12 protein-coding genes are annotated in these 23,151 nt (G+C 71.7%); 2 read left to right on the top strand and 10 right to left on the bottom strand.

The annotated features are described in order from the left end of the window. Positions 1–24 precede the first annotated feature (24 nt). The 8 genes from N7925_RS34455 to N7925_RS34420 all read right to left on the bottom strand — a co-directional run bounded on the left by N7925_RS34455 (position 25) and on the right by N7925_RS34420 (position 20,284). Entirely contained in the window at positions 25–1,725 is a 1,701-nt protein-coding gene (locus tag N7925_RS34455) for an ABC transporter transmembrane domain-containing protein (RefSeq protein ID WP_265603437.1), read from the bottom strand. Positions 1,726–1,730: 5 nt separating this feature from the next. After that, on the bottom strand, positions 1,731–12,665 hold the full coding sequence (locus N7925_RS34450) for a non-ribosomal peptide synthetase (RefSeq protein WP_274346215.1): 10,935 nt from the start codon (positions 12,663–12,665) through the stop codon (positions 1,731–1,733). 59 nt (positions 12,666–12,724) lie between these two features. After that, on the bottom strand, positions 12,725–14,515 hold the full coding sequence (locus tag N7925_RS34445; RefSeq protein ID WP_274346214.1) for an ABC transporter ATP-binding protein: 1,791 nt from the start codon (positions 14,513–14,515) through the stop codon (positions 12,725–12,727). Between the two features lie 64 nt (positions 14,516–14,579). Next, positions 14,580–15,629 (bottom strand): iron-siderophore ABC transporter substrate-binding protein, encoded by a 1,050-nt coding sequence (locus tag N7925_RS34440; RefSeq protein WP_274346213.1) that lies wholly within the window; start codon positions 15,627–15,629, stop codon positions 14,580–14,582. A gap of 136 nt (positions 15,630–15,765) precedes the next feature. Continuing rightward, entirely contained in the window at positions 15,766–16,635 is an 870-nt protein-coding gene (locus N7925_RS34435; protein ID WP_265603433.1) for an ABC transporter ATP-binding protein, read from the bottom strand. A 37-nt stretch (positions 16,636–16,672) separates the two neighbouring features. Then, positions 16,673–17,734, bottom strand: coding sequence for a FecCD family ABC transporter permease (locus tag N7925_RS34430; protein ID WP_274346212.1), 1,062 nt, complete (start codon positions 17,732–17,734; stop codon positions 16,673–16,675). A 38-nt stretch (positions 17,735–17,772) separates the two neighbouring features. Further along, a complete protein-coding gene (locus N7925_RS34425; protein ID WP_265603431.1) occupies positions 17,773–18,831 on the bottom strand; it encodes a FecCD family ABC transporter permease in 1,059 nt (352 codons plus the stop codon). 94 nt (positions 18,832–18,925) lie between these two features. Beyond that, positions 18,926–20,284, bottom strand: a complete 1,359-nt coding sequence (locus N7925_RS34420) for a lysine N(6)-hydroxylase/L-ornithine N(5)-oxygenase family protein (protein WP_274346211.1) — start codon at positions 20,282–20,284, stop codon at positions 18,926–18,928. A 248-nt stretch (positions 20,285–20,532) separates the two neighbouring features. Between N7925_RS34420 and N7925_RS34415 the strand changes: the two genes are divergently transcribed. Further along, positions 20,533–21,480: a methionyl-tRNA formyltransferase gene (locus tag N7925_RS34415; RefSeq protein WP_265603429.1), complete on the top strand. Its 948-nt coding sequence runs from the start codon at positions 20,533–20,535 to the stop codon at positions 21,478–21,480. Positions 21,481–21,508: 28 nt separating this feature from the next. Here the strand turns inward: N7925_RS34415 and N7925_RS34410 are convergent, their stop codons facing one another. Together N7925_RS34410 and N7925_RS34405 are read right to left on the bottom strand one after the other, a co-directional pair. Then, positions 21,509–21,754, bottom strand: a complete 246-nt coding sequence (locus N7925_RS34410) for a hypothetical protein (protein WP_274346210.1) — start codon at positions 21,752–21,754, stop codon at positions 21,509–21,511. 181 nt (positions 21,755–21,935) lie between these two features. Further along, the gene (locus tag N7925_RS34405; RefSeq protein ID WP_274346209.1) at positions 21,936–22,466 is read right to left on the bottom strand and encodes a MarR family winged helix-turn-helix transcriptional regulator; all 531 of its coding nucleotides are present in this window, start codon (positions 22,464–22,466) and stop codon (positions 21,936–21,938) included. Positions 22,467–22,620: 154 nt separating this feature from the next. On the opposite strand from N7925_RS34405, the gene N7925_RS34400 reads away from it, so the two are divergent. Beyond that, positions 22,621–23,133, top strand: coding sequence for a nitroreductase family deazaflavin-dependent oxidoreductase (locus N7925_RS34400; RefSeq protein WP_274346208.1), 513 nt, complete (start codon positions 22,621–22,623; stop codon positions 23,131–23,133). Positions 23,134–23,151 lie beyond the last annotated feature (18 nt).

Below are 23,151 nucleotides of genomic sequence, written 5' to 3'. Positions count from 1 at the left end.
GCACCCCGGGAACCGCCCCGTGGTTCACCTGGCCACGGCCCGGCAGTAGGCCGCGTCGCCGGCGAGGAGATTGCGGTGGGTGTCCTCGGCGGTGATGACGCCCTCGTCCAGGACGAGCACCCGGTCGGCGGCGTCCAGGAGCGCCGGACTGCTGGTGAGCACGAGCGTGGTCCGGCCCCTGCGCAGCTTCGCGACGTTGCGCGCGATGAGCTGTTCCGTCACCGCGTCGACGGCCGTCGTCGGATCGTGCAGGACCAGCACGTCGGTGTCGGCGGCCAACGCGCGGGCCAGGGCGAGCCGTTGCCGCTGACCTCCCGAGAGGTTCGCGCCCCGGTCGCGGATCGCGTAGTCGAGCCCCTCGCGGTGGAGGGCGACGACGTCGGTGAGCATGGAGGCTTCGACGGCCGCCTCGATCGTCCGGCCGCTGCCCGACGGGTCGATGTTCGTCCGGAGCGTGCCGGCGAAGATCTCGCCGTCGTAGGGATTCACCAGCAGGTGCTCGCGGACCGCCTCGATCGACAGGTCCGCGATCTTCCGGCCGCCGACCCGCACCACTCCCCCGTACGCGTGGGGGGCGACGTTCACCGCGAGGACGGCGGCCAGGTCGGCCGCCGCGCGCGGCTGGTATGCCGCGATCGCCACGAACTCTCCTGCCGAGACGGTGAAGGCGACTCCCCGGAGGGTTCCATGGTGCAGGCCGTCGACCTCCAGGTCCCCGCCGGGCTCCGGGCGCTCGGGGCCCGGTGTCGTCACGGGTGGCGCGGTCAGCACCAGAGCCATGCGCTCGGCCGAGGCACGGGCGATCATCACGTACTTGGGCATCTCGGAGAACAACTTCAGCGGTTCCATGATGAACTGCGCGAGGCCCACGGCCATGACGAGTTCTCCGATGGTGATCCGGCCCTCGAAGGCCAGCCAGCCCGCCGTCAGCGAGACGGCCGCGGCGAGGAGCGCGTTGAGGGCGAGCGCGGTGCCGGCGTAGACGCCGTTCACCCGGGCGACGGTGATCGCCTGGCGCTTCGCGTCCGCGCTGACCCTGCGGTAGGAGCCGAAGGCGGCGTGGTTGCCGCCGAAGCCGTGGAGCGGGCGCAGCCCGATGATGAGGTCGGCGACCTTGGCGCCCGCCCGGGCCACCCGGGCCTGCTGTTCCTGCGTACTGGCTCCGATCCGCTTGGACATCACGGCGAGGACCGACAGGATCGTGACGGTCCCCGCGATCACCAGCAGCCCCAGCCGGAGGTCCGCCAGGCCCAGGGCGACCGCCGCGACCGCGACGGCGACCAGGGAGCTGATCAGCAGGGGCACCACCTCGATGATGTCGGCGGTCTGGTCGGCGTCCTCGGTGGCGATGGTCAGGATCTCGCCGGATTTGAGGTCCACGTCCCTGGCCACCGGCTGGAGTCCGCAGGCGGCCACCCGTACTCGCCAGCGGTGTGCCTCGGTGGTGTTGGCCTTCTGCAGGACGCGCATGCCGAACCGCCACGACAGGGACACCGTCGTGATGATCACGGCCAGTGAGCCGATCGAGACGCCGAGCGAGCCGAGGCTGCGGTCCTGCATCGTGTGCTCGACGATCAGTCCGAGAGCGATGGGGAACGCGGTTTCGGCGGCCTGGTACAGGCCCATGAGGACGGTGCCCGCGACCATGGCGCCGATGTTGCGGCGCAGCGCCGTCCGGAGGATGGCGCTGCCCGGGCGGGGGTGCTCGGTGTCAGGAGATTTCATCAGGTTCAAGAGTTCTCATCGAGGTGGCGGGCGATCGCTTCCGGGGTTCGCAGGGCGAACAGGTCGCGCATGGTGATGACAGGACCGTACTCGCGGCGGAGGAGCCCGATCAGCCGCACCGCCAGCATGGAGTGCCCGCCGAGGGAGACGAAGTCGCTGACCGCGCTGACCTCGTCGTCGTCGAGGTCGAGCGCCTCGGCGAAGAACTCGCAGACGGTGCTCTCCGTCCCGGTCTCCGGGCCGCGCTCCCCCGCCGTGGTCAGCGCGCCCAGCGGCCTGGCCTCGGGCAGCGCCTTGGTGTCGGCCTTCCCGTTCACCGTCAGCGGGATGCTGTCGACTTGGGCGAAGTGCGTGGGGCGCAGGAAGTCCGGCAGTCCGGCACCCGCCTCGTCGGCGACCTGCGCCAGGTCCGCGGAGCCGGCGAGGACCAGATAGGCGGCCAGTCGGTGGGCGCCGTCCACCTGCGGGTCGGGCTGGGCGAGGGCCGCGACGAAGCGGACCTCCGGGTGGGCCGCGAACACGGCCTCGACCTCGCCCAGTTCGACCCGGTGGCCGCGGATCTTGACCTGCTGGTCGGTGCGGCCCAGGTAGGAGATGTTCCCGTCGGGCCGGCGGATCACCAGGTCCCCGGTGCGGTACATGCGCTCCCCGGGGCGGCCGAAGGGGCAGGCGACGAAGCGGTGGGCGGTCTGGGCGCTCTGACCCAGGTAGCCGCGGGCGATGCCGATGCCCGCCACGTAGAGCTCGCCGGGCACTCCGGCGGGCAGCGGACGCAGCCATGGGTCGAGGACGTACACGTCGGTGTTGTCGATGGCCACGCCGACCACCGGCTCCTGGCATTCGAAGGTGCCGACGCCGAGGGTGTTGATGGTGTACTCGGTGGGCCCGTACAGGTTGTAGCCGACCGTGCCCTCGGTCTCCGCGAGCCGTTGCCACAACGTCGGGGAGACGGCCTCGCCGCCCAGCAGCACCAGTGCGGGCCGCCTCTCGGGGTCCTCCAGCAGCCCCTCGGCGATCAACTGCTGGGCGTAGGTGGGCGTCACGTTGACGACGTCGATGCCGTGCTCGACGCAGTACGCGACCAGCCGGGGGGCGTCACGACGCAACTCCTCGTCGCAGATGTGGACTTCATGGCCGTCGGCGAGCCACAGCAGCTCCTCCCACGACATGTCGAAAGCGAAGGAGACGGTGTGCGCGATCCGGAAGACCCGATGATCGTGTTCGGCGAGGACGGGCTCGAAGATCCGGCGCTGATGGTTGATCAGCATGTTGGTGAGCCCCGCATATTCGGTCACGACGCCCTTGGGCTTCCCGGTCGAGCCGGAGGTGTAGATCGTGTACGCGGGGTGGCGCAGACGGTCCGGGTCGTCCGGCGCGAACGTCGTGTACGGCTCGGCCTCCGGCAACGGGCGGTCCAGTTCGATCAGTTCGCCGTTCAGCCGGGGCGACACGGCGCTCACGGTGAGGATCACCTCGGGGCGGGCGTCCGCGACGATGGCCGCGATCCGCTCGTCCGGGTGGTCAAGCTCCAGCGGCACGTACGCGGCCCCGACGCGCAGCACCGCGAAGAGTGCCGCGATCCAGTCGAGGGAGCGCGGGATCGCCAGTCCCACGGTCGTCTCGGGTCCGATGCCGCGCAGGGCGAGGACGCCCGCCACGGCCCGGCTGCGCTCCTGGAGTTCGGCGAAGGTCATCGTGGCGCCGTCGGCGACGAGCGCGATGCGCCCCGGATCGCGCTCGGCCGCCAGGTCGAAGCGGTCGACGACGGTGTCCGTGCCGACCTCGGTGCGCCCGGCGGGTTCGGGGTCCGGGCCCAGGCCGCGCAGCGCGCCCATCGGTCCGGTGGCCCGCGCGACGTCCTCCAGGACGCGCAGGTAGTCCGCCAGGAGACGGCGGGCGCTGTCGGGGTCTCCGTGGCGGTGCTCCAGCTTGACCGTGAGCCGGTCGCCGGGTGTGACGACCCAGGTGTACGGGTAGTGCGTGGAGTCGTCGGCCCGGACGGAGGTGATGCCGTGGCGGGCGTTCATCTCCGCGAAGGCGTCCGGGTCCAGGAAGTTCTGGAGCACGAACAGGTTGTCGAACAGGGTGTCGTGCCCGCCGGCCCGCTGGATCTCGCCGAGCCCCAGGTGCTCGTGGTCCATCGCCGCCACGCGCGCCGCCTGCACGGACGAGAGGTACGCGTCGACCGTCTCGTCGGGCCGGGCCCGGGTCCACAGAGGGACGGTGTTGAGCAGGACGCCGACGATGTCGCCGTGTCCCTCGCCCTCGCGGCCCGAGACGGTCACGCCGAAGACCGCGTCGCCGCGGCCCGTACGGGCTCCGAGGAAGAGGCCGAAGGCGCCGGTCAGCACCGAGTTCAGTGTGACGCCCCGGGCCCGCGCCGTTTCGCGCAGCAGCTCCGACAGCTCGGCGGAGAGGGCGTGCACGAGCGGTCGCGGCAGCTCCTCGATGAGGTCCGGGGCCGGTCCGGCGAGCAGCGTCGGTCCCGGCAGTGCCGCGAGGTGTTCGGCCCAGAAGCGCTCGGAGGCGGCCGGGTCCTTCGCGGCGAGCGTCCGGGCGTACTCCTCGAAGCCCGGCACGGCCGGCGTCGTGTCCCACGGCCGGCCCGCCACGACGGCCTCGTACGCGTCGAACAGGTCGCGCAGCAGGATCTCGCGGGACCAGCCGTCCCAGAGCAGCAGGTGGTAGCTGAGCAGCAGGCCGTCGCGGCCGTCGGGCATCGTGACGACGGTCAGCCGGACGAGCGGCGGCTCGCCCGGGTCGAAGCCCTGCTCGCGGTCCCGGGTGCGCAGGGCCTCGACCTCGGCCTCCGTCGTCAGGGCGAGGGTGCGGACGGGGACCCGCCGGCCGGTCTTGAGGACCTGGACCGGATTGCCGTCGTCGTCCGTGGTGAAACCGGCGCCGACGACGGGGTGGCGCGCGATCACGTACGCCAGCGCCTCGGCCAGCGCGTCGGCGTCCAGACGCCGGTCGAAGGTGAAGTAGCTCTGTGCGACGTAGTGCCCCGCCGCGCCCGCCAGCTGGGCCTGGAAGAACAGGCCCCGCTGGAGCGGGGTGACCGGTGCGGTGCGCTCGGCCGTCTCGGAGGCGTTTCCGATCTCTTCCAGGGCGGCGAGCCAGTGCCCGGTGATCGCGTCGGGTATGCCCTCGGCGAGGGTGAAGGCCGCGTGGAGGCAGCCGGTGGCCTCATCGGTCCAGGCGTTGACCTCGACGGCGTACGGGCTGTTCCGGTCGCCCGTGGTGATCGGCAGGGCGTCCGACTCGGCGCCCCGGCCGAGGTAGTTGAACAGGACCTGCGGTTGCGCGGTGAGCAGGGGGGCCGTCTGCGGATTGAGGTACCTGAGGCGGCCGTAGGCGACGTGCCCGTCCTCGTCCGGCTGGCGTTCGGCGATCTCGCGCGCCGAGGCGACGGGGTCGGTGTGGGCGGTGAGGCGTAGGGGGGCGATGGAGGTGAACCAGCCGACCGTACGGGAGTAGTCGTGGTGCTCGGCGGCCGGGACCCGGCCGTGTCGCTCCAGCTCGACGGCGAGGTCGGTGGGCGCGGTCTGGATCCGGGTCAGCGCGGTGCGCAGGGCTCCGCCCAGCAGTTCGGTGAGTCCGAGCCCGAGTGCGCCGGGTGCACCGCGGGTCACCCGGTCGCTCGCTCCGGGCGGGAGGACGGCCGTCCTGTCGCGGTGGCCCTGGACGGTGCGCAGCAGGGCCGGGGCCCGGAGGGTGGTGATCCAGTGGCCGGGGTCGTCGGTCTGCTCGGCGGTCCGCACGGCGAGCGCTTCGGCGTAGGCGGCGTAGGAGGTGGTCGGCTCCGGCAGGGCCGCCCCGGTCAGGGCGGTGGCCAGGTCGTCGAGGAGGATCAGCCAGGACACCGTGTCCACGGCGAAGTGGTGGACGGTGACGACCAGGGTGCGGTGCGCCGCCAGCCAGGAGAACGCGACGACGTCCCCGGTCTCCGGGTCGAGCCGGCCGGCGGCCTCGTTCGCCGCTGTGGTGGCGTCGGCAGCGTCCGGGGTGTCGACGCGGACCTCGCGGGCGGGTTCGGTGCGCAGGGCCCACACCCCGTGCTCGACGCGCAGGCGCAGGCGCAGGGCCGGGTGTGCGGCGACGAGGGCGTTCCCCGCGCGCCGGATGTCGTCGAGGCGGGTGCCTTCGGGGACGGTCACCGACCGGGCCTGGGCGAAGCCGCGGAGCGACCCGGCCAGCTCCCGTCGGCGCAGGATGATCGGTGTGAGCGGAAGCGGTCCGTCCGTGCGGCGGGACGTCGGCGTCGGCACGGCCTGCGGGGTGCGCTCGGCCAGGTGGCCGGCGAGGGCGCGAGGCGTCCTGAAGAGGAAGACGTCCCGGGGTGCGATCGACAGGCCGAGCGCCCGGGCCCGGTTGATCACGGTGATGGCGACGATGCTGTCGCCCCCGGCGCCGAAGAAGTCGGTGTCGGCCTCCACGGTGGCACCGGGGAGCGTTTCGGCGAAGATGCGGGTCAGGGTGGTGAGCGCGGAGTCGCCGGGGGGCTGCGGGATCTCCTGCGGCGGGTCGGTGTGCTGTGCGGCCCGTTTCGTCAGCGCCTTGCGGTCCAGTTTGCCGTTGACGGTCAGCGGCAGGGAGTCCACCGGCAGCACCCGGCCCGGCACCAGGTGCGCGGGCAGTTTGGCGGCGAGCAGGCCGGTGAGGTCCGCGGGCGGCTCGCCGACGACATGGGCGACCAGGTGGTCGCCGCCGTCCGCCACGGTGACGGCCGCGTCGAGGACGCCGTCGAGTTCCCGGATCGCGCTCTCCACTTCGCCCGGCTCGATCCGGAATCCCTTCACCTGCACCTGGTCGTCGGCGCGTCCGGCGAACTCCAGCTCGCCGTCGAGCGTCCGGCGGGCCAGGTCGCCCGTGTGGTACATGCGGGAGCCGTCGGTGGCGAACGGGTTCGCCACGAACCGCGCGGCGGTGAGCCCGGGGCGCCCCAGATAGCCGAGGGACAGCTGGTCGCCCGCGACGTAGATGGCGCCGACCCGGCCCGGCGGCACCGGTCGCAGCCGGTCGTCGAGGAGATGGGTGGTCAGTCCGGGGATCGGCGCGCCGATGGGGCCGGCGTCGGCGCCCCGGGCGAAGTCCTCGTCGGTCAGCACCCGGTGGGTGACGTGGACGGTGGTCTCGGTGATGCCGTACATGTTGACCAGTTCGGGGGAGCCCGTACCGTGCCGCCCCACCCATCCGCGCAGCCGTCCGAGGTCGAGCGCCTCACCGCCGAAGATGACGCGGCGCAGCGCCGTGACCGGCTCCTCCGCGTGCAGGTCCGCCTCGATGAACCGGTGGAAGGCGGAGGGGGTCTGGTTGAGTACGGTCACGCCGCGTTCCCGGACCAGCCGGTGGAAGTCGACCGGCGAGCGGGTCAGTGCGTACTCCGGGACCAGCAGTTCGCCGCCGTGCACGAGAGTGCCCCACAGCTCCCAGACGGCGAAGTCGAAGGAGAAGGAGTGGAACTGGACCCCGACGTCGTCCGGTCCAAAGTCCACGTCGTTGCGCGTGTTGGCGAGGAGCGTCGTCACCGCGGAGTGCGGGACGACGACTCCCTTGGGCCGCCCGGTCGAGCCGGAGGTGTAGATGACGTAGGCGGAGTCCCGGGGCGCGACGGCCGGGAGGTCGGTGTCCAGGGGGTGTTCGTCGCCCAGGACGAGCACCCGGGCCCGCACGCCCGCCCGGTCCAGCAACCCGGTGAAGCGGTCCTGCTGCTCCCGGTCCACGAGGACGACCTGCGGGGCGGCGTCGGCGAGGATGTACTCCAGCCGCTCGTCCGGATAGGCCAGGTCCAGCGGTACGTAGGCGCCTCCGGCGGTGACGACGGCGACGAGGGCGACGACCTGTTCCAGCGATCGCGGGACGGCGACGGCGACCCGCTGCCCCGGCCCGACCCCGGCCGCGCGCGTTGCGGCAGCCAACTCCTGTTTGGCGTGAGCGAGTTCGCCGTAGGTGAGGGAGCGGGTGGTGCCGTCCAGCGCGCACTGGGTGACGGCGGTGGCCGCCGGGTCTCCGAGCGCGGCGGCGTCGAACAGCTCGACCAGGGTCGTCGGCGCCTCGCGTGCCGGGGTGCTGTCGGGAGGGGCGACCAGCAGGTCGACGGGGTCGTCCGGGCGGCCGAGCAGTCCGGTGAGGTTCCGGGTGAACGTGTCGAGGATCGCCCCGGCGCCTTCGGGACGCAGGAGGTCGCCGTCGTAGATCAGGTTGAAGCGCGAGCGGCCGTCCTGTGCGCGTTCCACGACGAGCGTCAACGGGTAGTGCGGTGCGCCCTCGTTGAGGATGGCGGCGATGGTGAGGGTGTCGTCCGGTCGGCGCAGGGCGGTCACGTCGGTCGCGATGTCGAAGACGACCAGGGTGTCGAAGAGCGAGCCCGTGCCGTGCAGCCGGCCGATCCGGGCGAGGGAGACGTGCTGGTGTGCCAGGACGGCGCCCTGGTGTCGCTTCACGGCGTCGAGCAGGTCGTACGCCGTGTCGTTCGCTGTCCAACGGGCCCGCACGGGAATGGTGTTGATGAAGAGGCCGACCATGTCCCGGATGCCGGGGAGCTCGGCGTCCCGTCCGGAGACGGTGGAGCCGAAGACGACGTCCCTGCTGTGCAGGATGGGTCCGAGGGTCGCCGCCCAGGCACTGTGCACCGCCACGCTCAGGGGCACTCCGGCCGAGCGTGCGGCCGCGTCGATGTCGTCGGCGGGTTCGGCCGAGACGTCGGCGAACCGCTGGGAGGGGGTGTGCCCCTCGGCGACGAGGGAGGGACCCGGCAGTCCGGCGAGCTCCTCGCGCCACACCCGGTCGCTCTCGCCGTGGTCGCGTCCGGAGAGCCAGTCGACGTAGTCGCGGTAGCCGCCGATCGGGTACACCGATCCGGGCGCGTGGTACTCGGCCAGCAGGGTGCGGAGCATCGGCGGCACCGACCAGCCGTCGGCGATGATGTGGTGCACGGTCTGCACCAGGACGGGGCGCCGGGCGCCGGCGCGGACGAGCGTGTACCGCATCAGCGGCCCGGCGGCGAGGTCGAACCCGGCCCTGCGGTCCTGCTCGGCCAGGTCGCGGATCTCCTCGTCGGTGAGGGCGGGGCGGTCCAGGGTGACGAAGGGCGCGGTCCTGCCACGCTCGACGACGGAGACGACCCTGCCGTCGGCGAGGGCCGTGAAACGGGCGGCCAGGTTGGGATAGAGGGTGAGCAGCCGGGTGGCGGCCTCGGCGAGGCGGTCGGCGTCCACGTCGCCGTCCAGGGTCAGCACCTGCTGCTCGACGTAGGCGCCGGTGGCGTCGTCGTCGTAGACGGTGTGGAAGTAGAAGCCCTCCTGCAACGGGGTCAGCGGCAGGATGTCGTGGAGCGCCGGGCCGTCCAGTGCGTCGACGTCGGCCTGGGTCAGCGGCACCAGCGGGAAGTCGCTGGGCGTGTGGCCGCCGTCGTCGAGCGCGGCGAGTGAGGTGAGGGCGGAGCGGAAGTGGTCGCCGAGGGCGGTGATGTCGTCCTCGGTGAAGACGCCCTCGGGCCAGGAGATGGTGGTGACCAGTTCGTACGCGCCGCTCGCGTCGGGTTCGGCGATCGCGTTGAACTCCAGGGCGCGCGGCAGCCGCATCGACGGGTCGCGCTTCTCACCCAACTGGCCTGTCGTGACGCCGAGTTGCCAGTCACCGGAGGTGCCGGCGTCGAAGCGGCCCAGGTAGTTGAAGAGGATCTGCGGCGCCGGGCCGGCCGGTCCGTCACCGGCCAGGTGGCGCAGGGCGCCGTAGGAGATTCCGTTGCTCGGTACGCGGGCGAGGTCCTCCTTGACCGCCTTGAGGGCGGCGGCGAGGTAGGCGGGCGCGGTGGGATCGGGTGCCGTCCCGGGATCCACGACAACCGGGAACAGGGTGGTGAACCAGCCGACGGTGCGCGACAGTTCCGGGTCGAACCCGGCCGTGGCCGCCACGAAGCGCCCCTCGCGCCCGTGCCCTTCCAGCTCGATGTGGGCGAACGTCTGGTCCTGCCCCCGGTCGTGGCGCAGGCGGGCGAGGGCGACGGCGAGGGCGGTCAGCAGGACGTCGTTGACGCCGGCGTGGAACTTCGCGGGGATCTCGCCCAGCAGTGCGGCCGTGGTGTCGGGCCCGACGGAGACGGTGCGGGTCCGCTCCCGTGCCACGGTGTCGGCCGCGGTGAGCGCACGCCTGCCGATGGGTGCGTCGGGGGCGGGCAGTCGCGTGGCGTAGTGCCCGCGGTCGGTGTCGAACGACGCGCGGCCCAGCAGCTGGGTCCAGCGCCGGAAGGAGGTGCCGACCGGGGGCAGATCGACGGGGGCGCCGGTGGAGTGCTGACGCCAGGCCGTGGCCAGGTCGTCCATCAGGATGCGCCAGGACACGCCGTCGATCACCACGTGGTGGGCGACCAGCACGAGTTGGCGTGCCTCGCGGCGCCAGACGGCGCGGAGCATGACGCCGTTGTCCGGGTCGAGCGCGTCGGTGGCGAGGGCGACGCACTCCGCCGGCGGGGCGTCGCTCTCCTCCCAGCAGGGTGCGGTCTTCCCGGCCGGCGGGATGTCGAAGCCCCAGCGCTCGCCGCGTACGAGCTTGGCGCGGAGCATGTCGTGCCGGGTGAGCACGGCGGCGAGCATGGCGTCGAGGGCGTCGGCGGTCAGCTCCGCCGGGGTGTTGAGGACGACCGACTGCACGAAGCCGTCGATCGCGTCCGTGGTCTCGCCCAGCCACTGCACGATGGGCGAACCGACGACGGTGCCGGTCGCGACGTCAGCGTGGTCGACGGCGGCGACGGACTCGGCGCTCGCCACCGCCGCCAGCGCCCCGACGACCGTGTGGGTGAAGATCTGCCGGGCGCTCACGTGGAGACCGGCCTCGCGCAGGGCGCTGAGGAGGGAGATCGCCAGGATGCTGTCTCCGCCGAGCTGGAAGAAGTCGTCGTCCGCGCCGACGTCGTCCAGCCGCAGCACCCGCGCGACGGCTTCGCAGACCAGGCGCTCGTTCTCGGTGGCGGGCGCCACGGGGACTGCGGCGCCCACGGCGGGTTCCGGCAGCGCCTTCCGGTCGATCTTGCCGTTCGCGGTGAGCGGGAACTCCGTCAGTACGACGAGGTGGGCGGGGACCGCGTACTCGACCATGTTGGCCGTGGCCCACGCCTTGACCTCGTCCGCGCTCAGGTCCTGGTGGCCGCCGGACGGGATGACGTATCCGATCAGGTAGGTGCCGCCCACCGTGTTCTTCCTCGCGACGACACAGGTGTGCCGTACACCGGGGTGCTCGGCGAGGGAGGCCTCGACGTCCTCGATCTCCAGCCGCATGCCGCGGATCTTGACCTGGTTGTCCGCGCGGCCCAGGAAGTCCAGCGAACCGTCGGGGGCGTACCGCGCCAGGTCGCCCGTCCGGTACAGCCGGGAACCGTCCGAGGCGAAGGGGTTGGCCACGAAGCGGGAGGCGGTGAGGCCCGGCGCGCCCACGTATCCGCGGCCCAGGAGGAATCCGCCTACGTACAGCTCGCCGCCGACGCCGACCGGCACGGGCCGCAGCTCGTCGTCGAGCACGTAGAGCTGGGTGTTGGGGTTGGCCCTGCCGATGGAGGTCGACAGCCGTTCCGCGGCTCCCCGGTAGATGACGTGGGAGACGCCGATGGTCGTCTCGGCGGGGCCGTAGCCGTGGTAGAGGGGGATGTCCAGGCGGTCGCGGAACCGCTCGTACAGCTCCGGGGTGAGGACCTCGCCGCCGCACCAGACGTGCCGCAGGCTGTCGAGGCGGCCGGAGTCGCCCGCGATCTCCAGGAGGACGTCCAGCATGGACGAGACCAGGTAGGTGAAGGTGACGCGTTGCTCGGCGATGACGGCGAGCAGGTGGTGCGGGTCGCGTTCGCCGCCGGGCCGCAGGATCACGAGACGGCCGCCGGTGACCAGCGGCAGGAAGATCTCGTTGACGGAGATGTCGAAGGAGAGCGGGGCCTTGAAGAGCGACGCGTCGTCATGGCCGAAGCGGAGGATCTCGGCGGACTGCCACAACAGGCGTTCGCTGATCGCCTCGTGTCGGATCATGGCGCCCTTGGGCCGTCCGGTGGAGCCGGACGTGAAGATCACATAGGCCAGGGAGGCGCCGGGGACGCTCACGTCGGGTGCGTCCCCGGGGTGGGCCCCGTACTTCCAGTCACCGAGGTCGACGGGGACGGCGTCCGGTTCCCCCGCGTCTGCCTTGCCCGTGGAGTTGAGCTGCAGCACGACCGTGGCGTCCTCGACGACGGCGTTCCTGCGGGTGGCGGGCCACTGGGGGTCCAGGGGGACGAACGCGCCGTGGGCCTGGAGCACAGCGAGGAGGCCGACGACCATCTCTGCGGAGCGGCCGAGCGAGATTCCGACGACCTGTTCCGCGCCGAGGCCCCGTTCGATCAGGTGGTGCGCCAACTGTGCGGACAGCCGTGCCGCTTCGCGGTAGGTCAGCGACCGGTGCTCGTCGACGATCGCGACGGCGTCGGGCCTCAGGCGCGCCTGTTCGCGGAACAGCTCCATGACGGTCGGGCGGGCCCGGTCCGCCCGGGTGTCGTTCCACCGGGCCAGTTCCTCGGCCCGGGCACGGGGACCGGACGGGCCTATGGTGCCGAGAGGCCGGTCGGGGAAGTCGGCCAAGTCGTCGAGGGCCTGCTGGGCGTCGGCCGGGTCGGTCCCGGCCGGGACGGCGACGGCGAGGCACTCGGCGTCGGCCGGCCGGCCGTCGGGACCACCGGCTCCGCCGGGACCACCGGTTCTGTTGTGGCCACCGCTTCCGTTGTGGATCCGTCCGAGGACGTCGGGAAAGGGCGTGGCGGGTGTCAGCTCCATGCCGTCCGGGGCGATGCCGGTCGCCCAGTACGCGAGGGCGACGGAGCACGCTTCGACGATGGTCCGGTCGCTGTGGTCGCCGAGCCGCCGGCGTACGGCGGCCAGCCGAGTGGGGGAAAGCTCCAGGCGAGAACCGTTCGGTTCGGACATCGAAGTCTCAGCACCCTTCCGCGGTATGCGAATCGACCCGGCTCTCGGCCGGAATGCGCTCAACTGCCCTCTCGCCACGCACGCCACAGCCGGGCGTACTGGCCGCCCAGCTCGACCAGTTCGCTGTGCGTCCCCTCCTCCACCACGCGCCCCGCGTCCAGCACGGCGATCCGGTCCGCCGCCATCGCCTGGGTCAGCCGGTGGGCCACGAACAGCGTGGTCCGGCCGGAACAGGCGGCCAGCACGGCGCGTTCCAACTCGGCCGCGCCCTCACTGCCCGCCTCCGCGGTCGACTCGTCGAGTACGACCACGGGTGACCGGCCGAGCACCAGCCGGGCCAGGGCGATCTGGGCGACCTTGGTGACGTCCAGGCGTTCGCCGCCCTCGCCGACCGTGGTGTCCAGACCGTCGGGGAGCAGGTCGAGCCATCCCCCGGCGCCGACCGTGCGCAGCGCGTCCCTCAGCTCGTCATCGCTCGCGTCGGGAGCGGCGAGCCGCAGGTCGTCGGCGAGCGGGCCGGAGAACACATGGGTCTCCTGGGTCAGGATGCTCACCAGGGCGCGCGCGCCGGCCTCGTCCGTCCCCGCGAGGTCGTGCGTCCCGATGCGCACCGACCCGGCCTGCGGTCTCCCGATCCCGGCGATCAGCGCGGCCAGGGTCGACTTGCCGGCGCCCGTCGCCCCGACCAGGGCGAGGGAGCCCCCGGCCGGGATGGACAGGGACACGCCCCGCAGGACCGGGTCCTCGGCCCCGGGATAGGTGAACGTCAGGTCCCGTACGGTGACGGGGTAGGGCGCGTCGCCGGCCGCGGCCACCGAGCCGTCGCCCACCAGCCGCTTCTCGGCGGGCTCCGAGAACACGCCGACCAGCCGGGTGAGGCTCGCGCCGGACTTCTGCGCCTCGTCGAAGGTGAACATGATGGCGCCGAGCGGGGTGAACAGGCGGTGGAACATCAGCGGGGCGGCCGACACCTCGCCCAGGGTGGCGGCGTCCGCCTCCAGCAGGGCGTACCCGACGACCAGGATCAGGACGAGGCCGATGAACTCGGCCCGGTTCTCCCGGCCGACGAACCGTCCGAAGAAGCGGAACACCTCGACGCCGAGGTTCCGCACCCGCCACGACTCGCTGGTCACCTTCTCCCGTACGGAGTCCTCCATACGGTAGGCGCGGACCGTGTCGATGCCGTTCAGTCCACTGATCAGAGCCTGCGCGCGATCGGCCTGGGCCACCCGCTGCTCGCGGTAGAGCGGCGCCGAGCGGGGCAGGTACCAGCGGAGCGCCAGCGCGTAGGCGGGCAGGGCGCCGGCTCCCGCCAGGCCGAGCCGCCAGTCGAGACCGAACATGCCGATCGTCGCGATGGCCACCAGGACTCCGGCCGAGAACACGGTGGGGATGGCCGTACGGATGCCCTTGGAGAGCACGGCCACGTCGTCGCCGACGCGGGACAGCACATCCCCCCGCCCCACCTGCTCCACGCGTGCGCTCGGCATCCCCAGAACCGCTCGCACGGCTTCCTCGCGGAGCCGTGCGAGCAGTTCGGCGCCGAGTCTCCCGATCAGGTACGTGGAGGCCGCGGAGGCCGCCGCGCCGAGGAGCGCCGCACCCACCATCAGCACCCCGACGGTGAGCAGTATCGAGCGCGACTCGCCCCCGACCACCCCGTCGACGACCCGGCCGAGGAGCAGCACCGGGAGCACCTGGAGCGCGGCCCCGGCGACCGTGGTGAGCACCGTGGAGGCGGTCAGCCACCGTGCCCGCCGGCAGTGCTCGGCCACCCAGCGGGTGGCCTCGCGTCCGGTGGCCGTGCGCAGGGTCGTCCCGGCGAGGGGGGTGGTTCTGGTCGTAGTCACACGGAGACCGGTTCTCGCCGAGGGAGCCGAGGGAGCCGAGGGAGGGAGCGTCGGATCGTCATCGTTACTTGGCCGACGCGACGAGCTCGTCGATCGCGTACGGCAGGGAGAGCAGGGTGCCCTGCGACATCGCCGCGCCGATCGCCGGTCCCTCGCTGTCCAGCAGGTAGGAGACCTTGCCGTTCTTGACGGCCGGGAGGTTGGTGAACAGCTCGAACTTCTTCAGCGCTTCCGTGTCGGCCTTGTCGTTGATGACGAAGATCCGGTCGACGTCGACGAGGTCGATGCGCTCGGGCGAGAGCTCGGCGGAGAAGCCGCCGTCCGCGATCTTGTCGATCTCGGTCTGGTAGCCGAATCCGGTGCCCGTGACGAGGCGGCCGCGCACGTCCGTGGAGGTGAACGCCGAGATCGAGTCCTTGTACCAGGACAGGGCGACGGCCTTCTGTCCGCCGAACTCGGGGTGCGCCTTCTTGGCCGCGTCCAGCTTGGTCTGGATGCCCTTGACCAGTTCGGCGCCCTCCTTCTCCTTGCCGAGCGCCTTGGCGATGTGCACCGCGTTGTCCTGCCACGGGGCGCTGAAGAGCTCCTTCTCGCCCTTGGTGCGGCCCACGGTCGGGGCGATCTTGGCAAGCTTCTCGTAGGCCGCCTTGTCGACCTCGGAGTAGACCGCGATGATCAGGTCCGGCCGGAGGGAAGCGATCTTCTCGAAGTTGGGGCCCGCGTCACCGTTCTTCATGACGACCTCGGGGCGGGTGTCACCCCACTGGTCCTTCACCCAGGGCCACTGCGTGTTGATGTCGGGCGTCTGCCCGGCCGGGTTCGGGTACTGGTCGACCATGCCGACCGGCTTGACGCCCAACGCCAGGACGGCCTGGTCGTCGGTGTAGCCGACGGTGACGACCCGCTGGGGAGCCTTGCTGACCTCGGTGGATCCGAACGCGTGCTCCACCGTGACGGGGAACGCGCCCCCGGCGGCGGCAGGGGCGTCGTCGTTCTTCTCGTCCGCCGCATCGGTACCGCATCCCGCGAGGAGACCGACGCCGAGGGTCGCGGCGGACACGGCCGCGGCCAGCCGCTGCCACGGCTTCACAAGCGTCGTTCGATGGAGAGACATCCAGAATCCCTTGCTTTCGCGCTGTCCACTGCGCCCCGGTACGAGGGCAGCCAGACTGTATCCCGACCAAGTGAGGTCAGCCTAGCCTAACTGGGCAACTTTCCGCCGGTCACGAGGAGTTGGATCCGCCGGGAGGTCAGCGGCCCTCCGGGGCAGGCCCGTTCCACGGTTCGCGCCGGACGTGTGTGCGGCCGATCGGCACGATGAGCGGCCGGTCGCCCACCGGATCGTCGATCACCTCGGCGCGCAGCCCGAACGCCTCGTGGAGCAGCTCGGCGGTGATCACGTCCCGGGGGTGTCCCTGCGCCAGGACGGCTCCCGCCCGCATGACGACGAGGTTGTCGCTGTAGCGCGTGGCCAGGTTGAGGTCGTGCAGGACCATGACCACGGTGCGGCCCGACTCGTGCAGATCGTCGACCAGGTCGAGTACGTCGATCGCGTGGGCCAGGTCGAGGTAGGTGGTCGGCTCGTCCAGCAACAGCAGGTCGGTGCCCTGAGCCAGGGTCATCGATATCCACACGCGCTGGCGCTGGCCGCCGGAGAGCGAGTCGACGGGCCGGTCGGCCAGGTCCGCCACGCCGGTCATGGCCAGCGCGCGCCGCACGACGTCGGCGTCGTCGGAGGACCACTGCCGCAGCCAGCTCTGGTGCGGGTGGCGTCCGCGGGCTACGAGGTCGGCGACGGTCAGCCCTTCCGGCGCAACCGGCGCCTGCGGCAGCAGTCCGAGCTTCTTCGCCACGTCCCTGGTACGGAGCCTGCCGATGTCCTCGCCGTCCAGCACGACGGAACCGCCGGCCGGTTTGAGCAGCCGGCTCAGGGTCCGCAGCAGGGTGGACTTCCCGCACCCGTTGGGGCCGATGATCGTGGTGATCACCCCCGGTGGAACGGTTACGTCGAGCTTGTCGATGACCGTGCGGTCGCCGTATCCGACGGTGATGCCCCTGGCTGCCAGCCGTGGGACGTCCTCGACGCCGGCTTCGGTCCGGGCGGTGAACTGAGCGGCCACAAGCCCCCCTTGTTGAGGTTAGCCTTACTTCTACCATCTATCGGAGGTTCGCCCGTACCAGCAGGTAGACGAGGAACGGCCCCCCGATCACCGCGGTGACCACCCCGACCGGCAGACCGATCGGCAGCGCCGCGCGGGCGAGAAGGTCCGAGCCGATCAGCAGCAGCGCGCCCACCAGCCCGGAGGCGATCAACGGCGGCGTGGGCCGACGCGCCAGACGCATCGCCACCTGCGGTGCCACCAGGGCGACGAACGGCACCGGACCCGCCGCGCTCACCCCCACCGCGGCCAGCAGGACGGCGCAGAGCAGCAGGACGGCCCGAACCCGCGTGAACCGTACGCCCAGCCCGGCGGCGACGTCGTCGCCGAGGTGCATGGGCTTGAACGGGAAGGCCACCGCGGCCACGACGACGAGCAGGACGAGGCTGCACCAGAACGCCACCCGGACCTCGTCCCAGCTCCGGTTGTCCAGCGAGCCGATCAGCCACACCTGGGCGCGCGCCACGTCCCGGATGTCGGCGGAGGCCAGCAGCCACACCGTGATGGCCTGCATCGCCGCGGTGACGGAGATGCCGATGAGGATGAGCCGGAAGCCGTCGATCCCGCGCCGCCAGGCGAGGAAGTACACCAGCAGCCCCGTGCCGAGGCCGCCCAGGAGGGCCGCCGAGGAGAGCCCGACCGAACCGGCGATCGCCGCAGCGGTCCCTCCCGTCGTCGTCACCAGGAACACCGCGACGGCGCCGGCGCCGGTGGTGATCCCCAGGATGTCCGGGCTGGCGAGCGGATTGCGCGCCACGGACTGGGTGATGGCCCCGGAGAGGCCCAGGGCGATGCCCACGATGAGACCGGCCAGCGCCCGGGGCATCCGGAGGTCCATGACCACGAACGCGTCGACCTGTTCGCCCCGGCCGAAGAGGGTGGCGATGACCCGGGAGAGGCCGATGGGAAAGTCGCCGACGGCGATGGAGAGGCAGAAGACCAGGAAGGCCGCCGCCCCGAGGACCAGCGTGACCAGTACGAGCCAGGGACGCCAGACGAACGACACCTGGCCGAGCCGTACGCCCGGCGGCATCGACGCCCGCACTTCGGCTCCGCTCATGGGCTCCTGGACTTCCCTCATGTGCTCGTGAACCCGCCTCATGCGCTCCTGAACTTTCCTCGCCACACCAGGAGCGCGAAGAACGGGGCTCCGAGAAGGGCGACGACGACGCCCGACTCCAGCTCCCCCGGCCGCACGACCAGGCGGCCCACGATGTCGCAGACCAACAGCACGCCGGCGCCGAGCAGCCCCGCGTACGGCACCAGCCAGCGGTAGTCGGGGCCGGTCAGATAACGGGCCACGTGGGCCACCATGAGCCCGAGGAAGGCGATGGGGCCACTGGCCGCCGTCGCGGCCCCCGCCAGCAGCGTGATGGCGACGATGCCGATCGTCCGGCTCACCGCGATGTTCACTCCCAGGCCGCGGGCCACATCGTCGCCCAGGTTGAGCAGGTTGAGGGCGGGCAGCGTGATCAGCGCCAGGAGCAGCCCGACGGCGATGAACCCCGTCACCGGCCAGATGACGTCGAAGCCGACGCCGGCGACGGAGCCCGCGTTCCAGAACCGCAGCGCGTTCAGCGACTTCTGGTCGGACAGGGCCACCGCCGTGGTCATCGCCGCGAGGAACACCGTGACGCCCTGTCCGGCCAGAGCGAGGGTCAGGGGGTTGCCCGCGCCCCTGCCGATGCTGGCCAGGCCGAAGACGACGACGCCGGCGATCCCCGCGCCCACGAAGGCGAACCAGACGTACTGGAACGGGTCGGTGAACCCGAACAGGGCGATGACCGACACCACGGCGAAGGAGGCTCCGGCGTTCACGCCCAGCAGTCCCGTGTCGGCGATCGGATTGCGCGTGTACCCCTGGATCAGCGCGCCGCCCACGCCCAGGGCCAGGCCCGCCACGATCGCCAGGACCGTGCGGGGCACACGCACGGTCTGCACGATGAGCCGGATCTCGGTGAGCTTCTGGTCGGGCCCGGGGTCCGCGAGCAGCCCGTGCCAGACCTCGGCGGGACTCAACGCGCGCGCCCCGACGGCCAAGGACACCGCCGCCGCGATCACCAGGGCCACCGTGAGGACGCCCAGCCCGACGACCCGCCGTCGGCGGGTGTCGGCCGTCCCCCCGGGCACGGGGCGCTCCACCTCAGTCGTGAACATGTCGAGGAACGATATCCCTTTGATCGGAGCGGTCCCGCGGGGCCCACCCGGCAGGTCGCCGGGCGGGCGACGACGGCAGTTCGACGGACAGCGCTCAGCGCGGGGTGGCGGCGCCGGTCCCCTCCGGCACCGGCCGGGACTCGTCGGAGGTGGACTTGACCCGGCGGTCGAGCAGCGAGTCCAGGATCTCGCCGACCCGTATCGCGGTGTTGGAGAGCAGCGAGGTGGTGATGCCGTGCGTGTGCTCCGTACCGCCCTGGAGGTAGATGCCGCAGCGCAGGCCGGGGTCGGTCACGATCCGGTAGTCGCGCTCGACCCGTACGCGGCCGGCATCGTCGCGCCGGCAGCGTTCTCCGACCTCGCCGAGGACGCCGAGCGGGTCGGCGGGGCTGTATCCGGTGGCGAACACCACGACGTCGGCGTCCAGTTCCGACTCCTCGTCGGTCACCAGGGATTTCACGGTCGCCCGGACCCCGTCGGCCCTCTCCTCGACTCCGGTGACCCGGGACACGTTGAGGAAGCGCAGCCGTTCGGTGCCCAGCACCTTCTCGCGGTACATCTGGCGGTAGAGGTCGTCGATCAGATCGATGTCCACCACGGAGTAGTTGGTGTTGCCGTGGTAGGCCATCAGCCGGCTCTTGACCTCCTCGGGGGCGGCGAAGTAGTCGTCGACCGCGCCGGGGTCGAAGATCCTGTTGGCGAAGCTGCTGTCGTCGGCGGGGCTGTAGCCGTAGCGGGAGAAGACCGCGCAGACCTCGGCGTCCGGGAAACGGCGGTGCAGATAGGCGACGTTCTCGGCGGCGCTCTGGCCGGCGCCGACGACGACGAACCGCGAGGGCGAGGCGTTCTCGAGGCCGTCGACCTTCCGCAGCAGGTCGGAGTTGTGCCAGACGCGTTCGCCGCGTTCCACACCCTTGGGCATGAGGGGGCGCAGCCCGGTTCCGATGACGAGGTTGCGGGCCCGGTGGACCGTCGGCCCCTCCGCGGACCGGACGGTCACGTCGAGGTACTCCACCGTCCCGTCGTACACGAACGGTGTGACGGCGACGACCTCGTGGCCGTAGGAGACGAGGTCGTCGACCTTGGCCGCGGCCCACTCGAAGTAGTCGTGGAACTCCACCCGCAGCGGGAAGAGGTTCTTGTGGTTGATGAAGTCGATCAGCCGGCCCTTGCTCTGCAGGTAGCACAGGAAGCTGAATTCGCTGGCCGGGTTCCGCAGTGTCACCAGGTCCTTGAGGAAGGAGACCTGCATGGTGGCGTCGTCGATGAGCATGCCGCGGTGCCAGCCGAAGCTCGACTGCTGCTCGAAGAAGTGGGCGGTGACCGAATCCTGCCTGCCGACTTTGCTGTTGTGCTCGCTGAGCGCGATCGCCATGGCCACATTCGACGGGCCGAAGCCGATGCCGATGAGGTCGTGGACCAGTGGTGTGTCGCCAGGAAGAACCTGTGACATGTCACTCCCATTCGTCTGGGAAAGTCGCCTGTCAGGCGTGGGGGTTGGTGGCGAAAGGCGGGCAGGCCGACGGAACCGCCCACCTCAACTTAGGCGAGCCTAAGCTGACTAACACGCCTTGTCGATAGGGCAAATGGGGTGAGGGCGCCCTGACGGTCCGTCAAGCACGGACGACAGCATGCCGTGTTGCCGACTCAGGTGAGGCTTGCTTTACTTGCCCGGCCCATCCCTGCCCCGAGGAGGAACCCATGCGGGTCGTCATGTTCGGTTACCAGACCTGGGGGCACCGCACCCTGCAGGCCCTCCTCGCATCCGAGCACTCGGTGGTGCTGGTCGTGACGCACCCCAGGAGTGAGCACGCGTACGAGAAGATCTGGAGCGACTCCGTCGCCGATCTCGCCGAGGAGCACGGGGTTCCCGTCCTGATCCGCGAACGCCCGGACGACGAGGAGCTGTTCGAGCGCCTCAAGGAGGCGGACGCGGACATCATCGTGGCCAACAACTGGCGGACCTGGATACCGCCGCGCATCTTCGGCCTCCCCCGCCACGGCACGCTGAACGTCCACGACTCGCTGCTGCCGAAGTACGCGGGATTCTCGCCCCTGATCTGGGCGCTGATCAACGGCGAGAGCGAAGTCGGCGTCACCGCGCACCTGATGGACGACGAACTCGACGCCGGCGACATCGTCCGCCAGGAGGCGATAGCGGTCGGCCCGACGGACACCGCCACCGACCTCTTCCACCGCACCGTCGATCTCATTGCCCCGGTCACCATCGGCGCACTCGCCCTCATCGCCTCCGGACAGACCGAGTTCACCCCGCAGGACCGGTCGAAGGCGACCTTCTTCCACAAGCGGGCCGCCGAGGACATCCGCATCGACTGGAACTGGCCCGCCGAGGATCTCGAACGGCTGATCCGCGCCCAGTCCGCCCCTTACCCCAGCGCCTTCACCTTCCACCGGGGCCGGCGGCTGGAGGTCCTCTCCGCCGTCGTGTCGCAGAACCGCTACGGCGGCACACCCGGCCGGGTGTTCTACCGGGAGGGCGAGGGCGTGGTGATCGTCGCCGGGGCCGACGCCCGCACCGGCCGCAATCACGGCCTCGCGATCACGCGCGTACGGACCGAGGACGGCCGCGAACTGCCCGCGACCGAGTACTTCACCTCGATGGGCGGCTACCTCACCGGCCGCCCCTGATCCGGGCGGGCTGCCGCCCGGCGCCCGCTCAGCGGACCGGGTCGGCGCCCGGCGCCGGCGGGGCATCGATGCGGACCAGCCGATACCCCTTGAGCTCCGCCTTCTTCTTCCGGCCCGGCGCCATGGTCCGGCGGCGCGCGCTCTGCGCCGCGCCGAAGAGCGCGCCGAGCCGGAGGTTGCCTCGCCTCAGGCGGTAGAAGGCGTCCCGCTTCGCGCCCACCAGAGCACCCACCGCGACGAACGGCACGCCGTCCAGGATGGCGTCCAGCGCCATCCCAGGCATCCGGCCGCTCGCCCGCCATGTCGCCCACCGGCCGATCGCTCAAGGGAACGCTCCTCTCTCACGACATGAATTGTTCAAGGTGCAACCATATGGGTGATGTCCGTGGCGAGCACGTCCGGAAGGACCACCGCCCGCCCGCGGGGCAGGGCGCCGACGGATCGCGGCCGGCCGGTCAGCCCGCCGTCGTCGCGTCGCCCCAGCCCAGGGGGTGCGGTCCGGCGCCTTCGTCCGGCAGCGGGGCCGGCGGCTCGCCTCCCGCCCGGTTGAAGTCGGTGAGCGCTTCGACGAGCGCCGTCCGCTGGTGCGGAGCCAGGCGCTCGACGATCGACGCGATCTCCTGACGTCGACGCGCGGTGACGTTCTCGACCGTGCGACGCCCCTCCTCCGTGAGCCGGAGCAGCGTCTCCCGGCGGTTGTCCGGATTGGTCTGCCGGTCCGCGAGGCCCGCCGCGATCAGCCGGTCGACCATGCGCATCGCCGTCGACGGCGCCACTCCCAGCAGCTCCGCCAGCGCCACGAGCTTGGTGTCACCCCGCGAGGACAGCACCACCAGCATCCGGAACTGCGGCAGCGTCACCCGCTCCTCGACGTCCGCCAGCGAGCGCGCCGACACCGCGACCAGCAGCCGGGATGCCGTCAGCACCGCCCCGGTCACGGCGTCCACATCGTCCATGCGCTCCGCAGGAGCCGGCTTCCTGGCCATGGCACCTTTCTACCCTGCTCCCGGCAGGGCGTGGACCGCCCCTCGGTCTTCCACGTCTCCTGGATTTAGACTGTGCAAAGATTGCACAGGCTAAGAGTCGAGCCGGGGCCCGCTGTGCCGCCGACTCCCGTTCGCGTCCAGAGGAGGCGTTGTGATGACGCCACGACAACACACCGGCCCCAGCCGTCCGCCCCTGCCGCGCGGCTGGCGGCGACGCCTCGCCCGCCTGCCCATCGCCTTCTACCGCGTGGGCCTCGGCCCGGTCTTCGGCCGGCGCTTGCTGCTCCTGCACCACACCGGCCGGAACAGCGGCCTGGACCGACGGGTGGCCCTGGAGGTCGTTGCGCACGACCGCGGGGAGGGAACCTGGTTTCTGGCCTCCGGTTTCGGCCCCCAGGCCGCCTGGTACCGCAACCTGCGTGCCTCGCCGAAGACCACGATCCAGGTCGGCAACCGCCACTACGCCGTCACCGCCCATTTCCCGAGCGCGGACGAGGGCGGCGAGATCATGGCCCGCTACGCCCCCGCCCACCCCCGCACCGCCCGTCGGCTGTGCGCCTTCCTGGGGTTCGACGTCGCCGACGGCAGCGCGGACGCCTACCGGCGGGCCGGCCGCGCCATCCCCTTCGTGCGGCTCGACGCGGCCCCCGGCCAGCGGGTGCGCTGACCGGGACGTCGGACACCT

The sequence above is a fragment of the Streptomyces sp. CA-278952 genome (assembly GCF_028747205.1).
Taxonomy (GTDB): Bacteria; Actinomycetota; Actinomycetes; order Streptomycetales; family Streptomycetaceae; genus Streptomyces.
The sequence above is the reverse complement of the archived record's forward strand: the minus strand, read 5'-3'. Positions and strand labels throughout refer to the sequence as shown.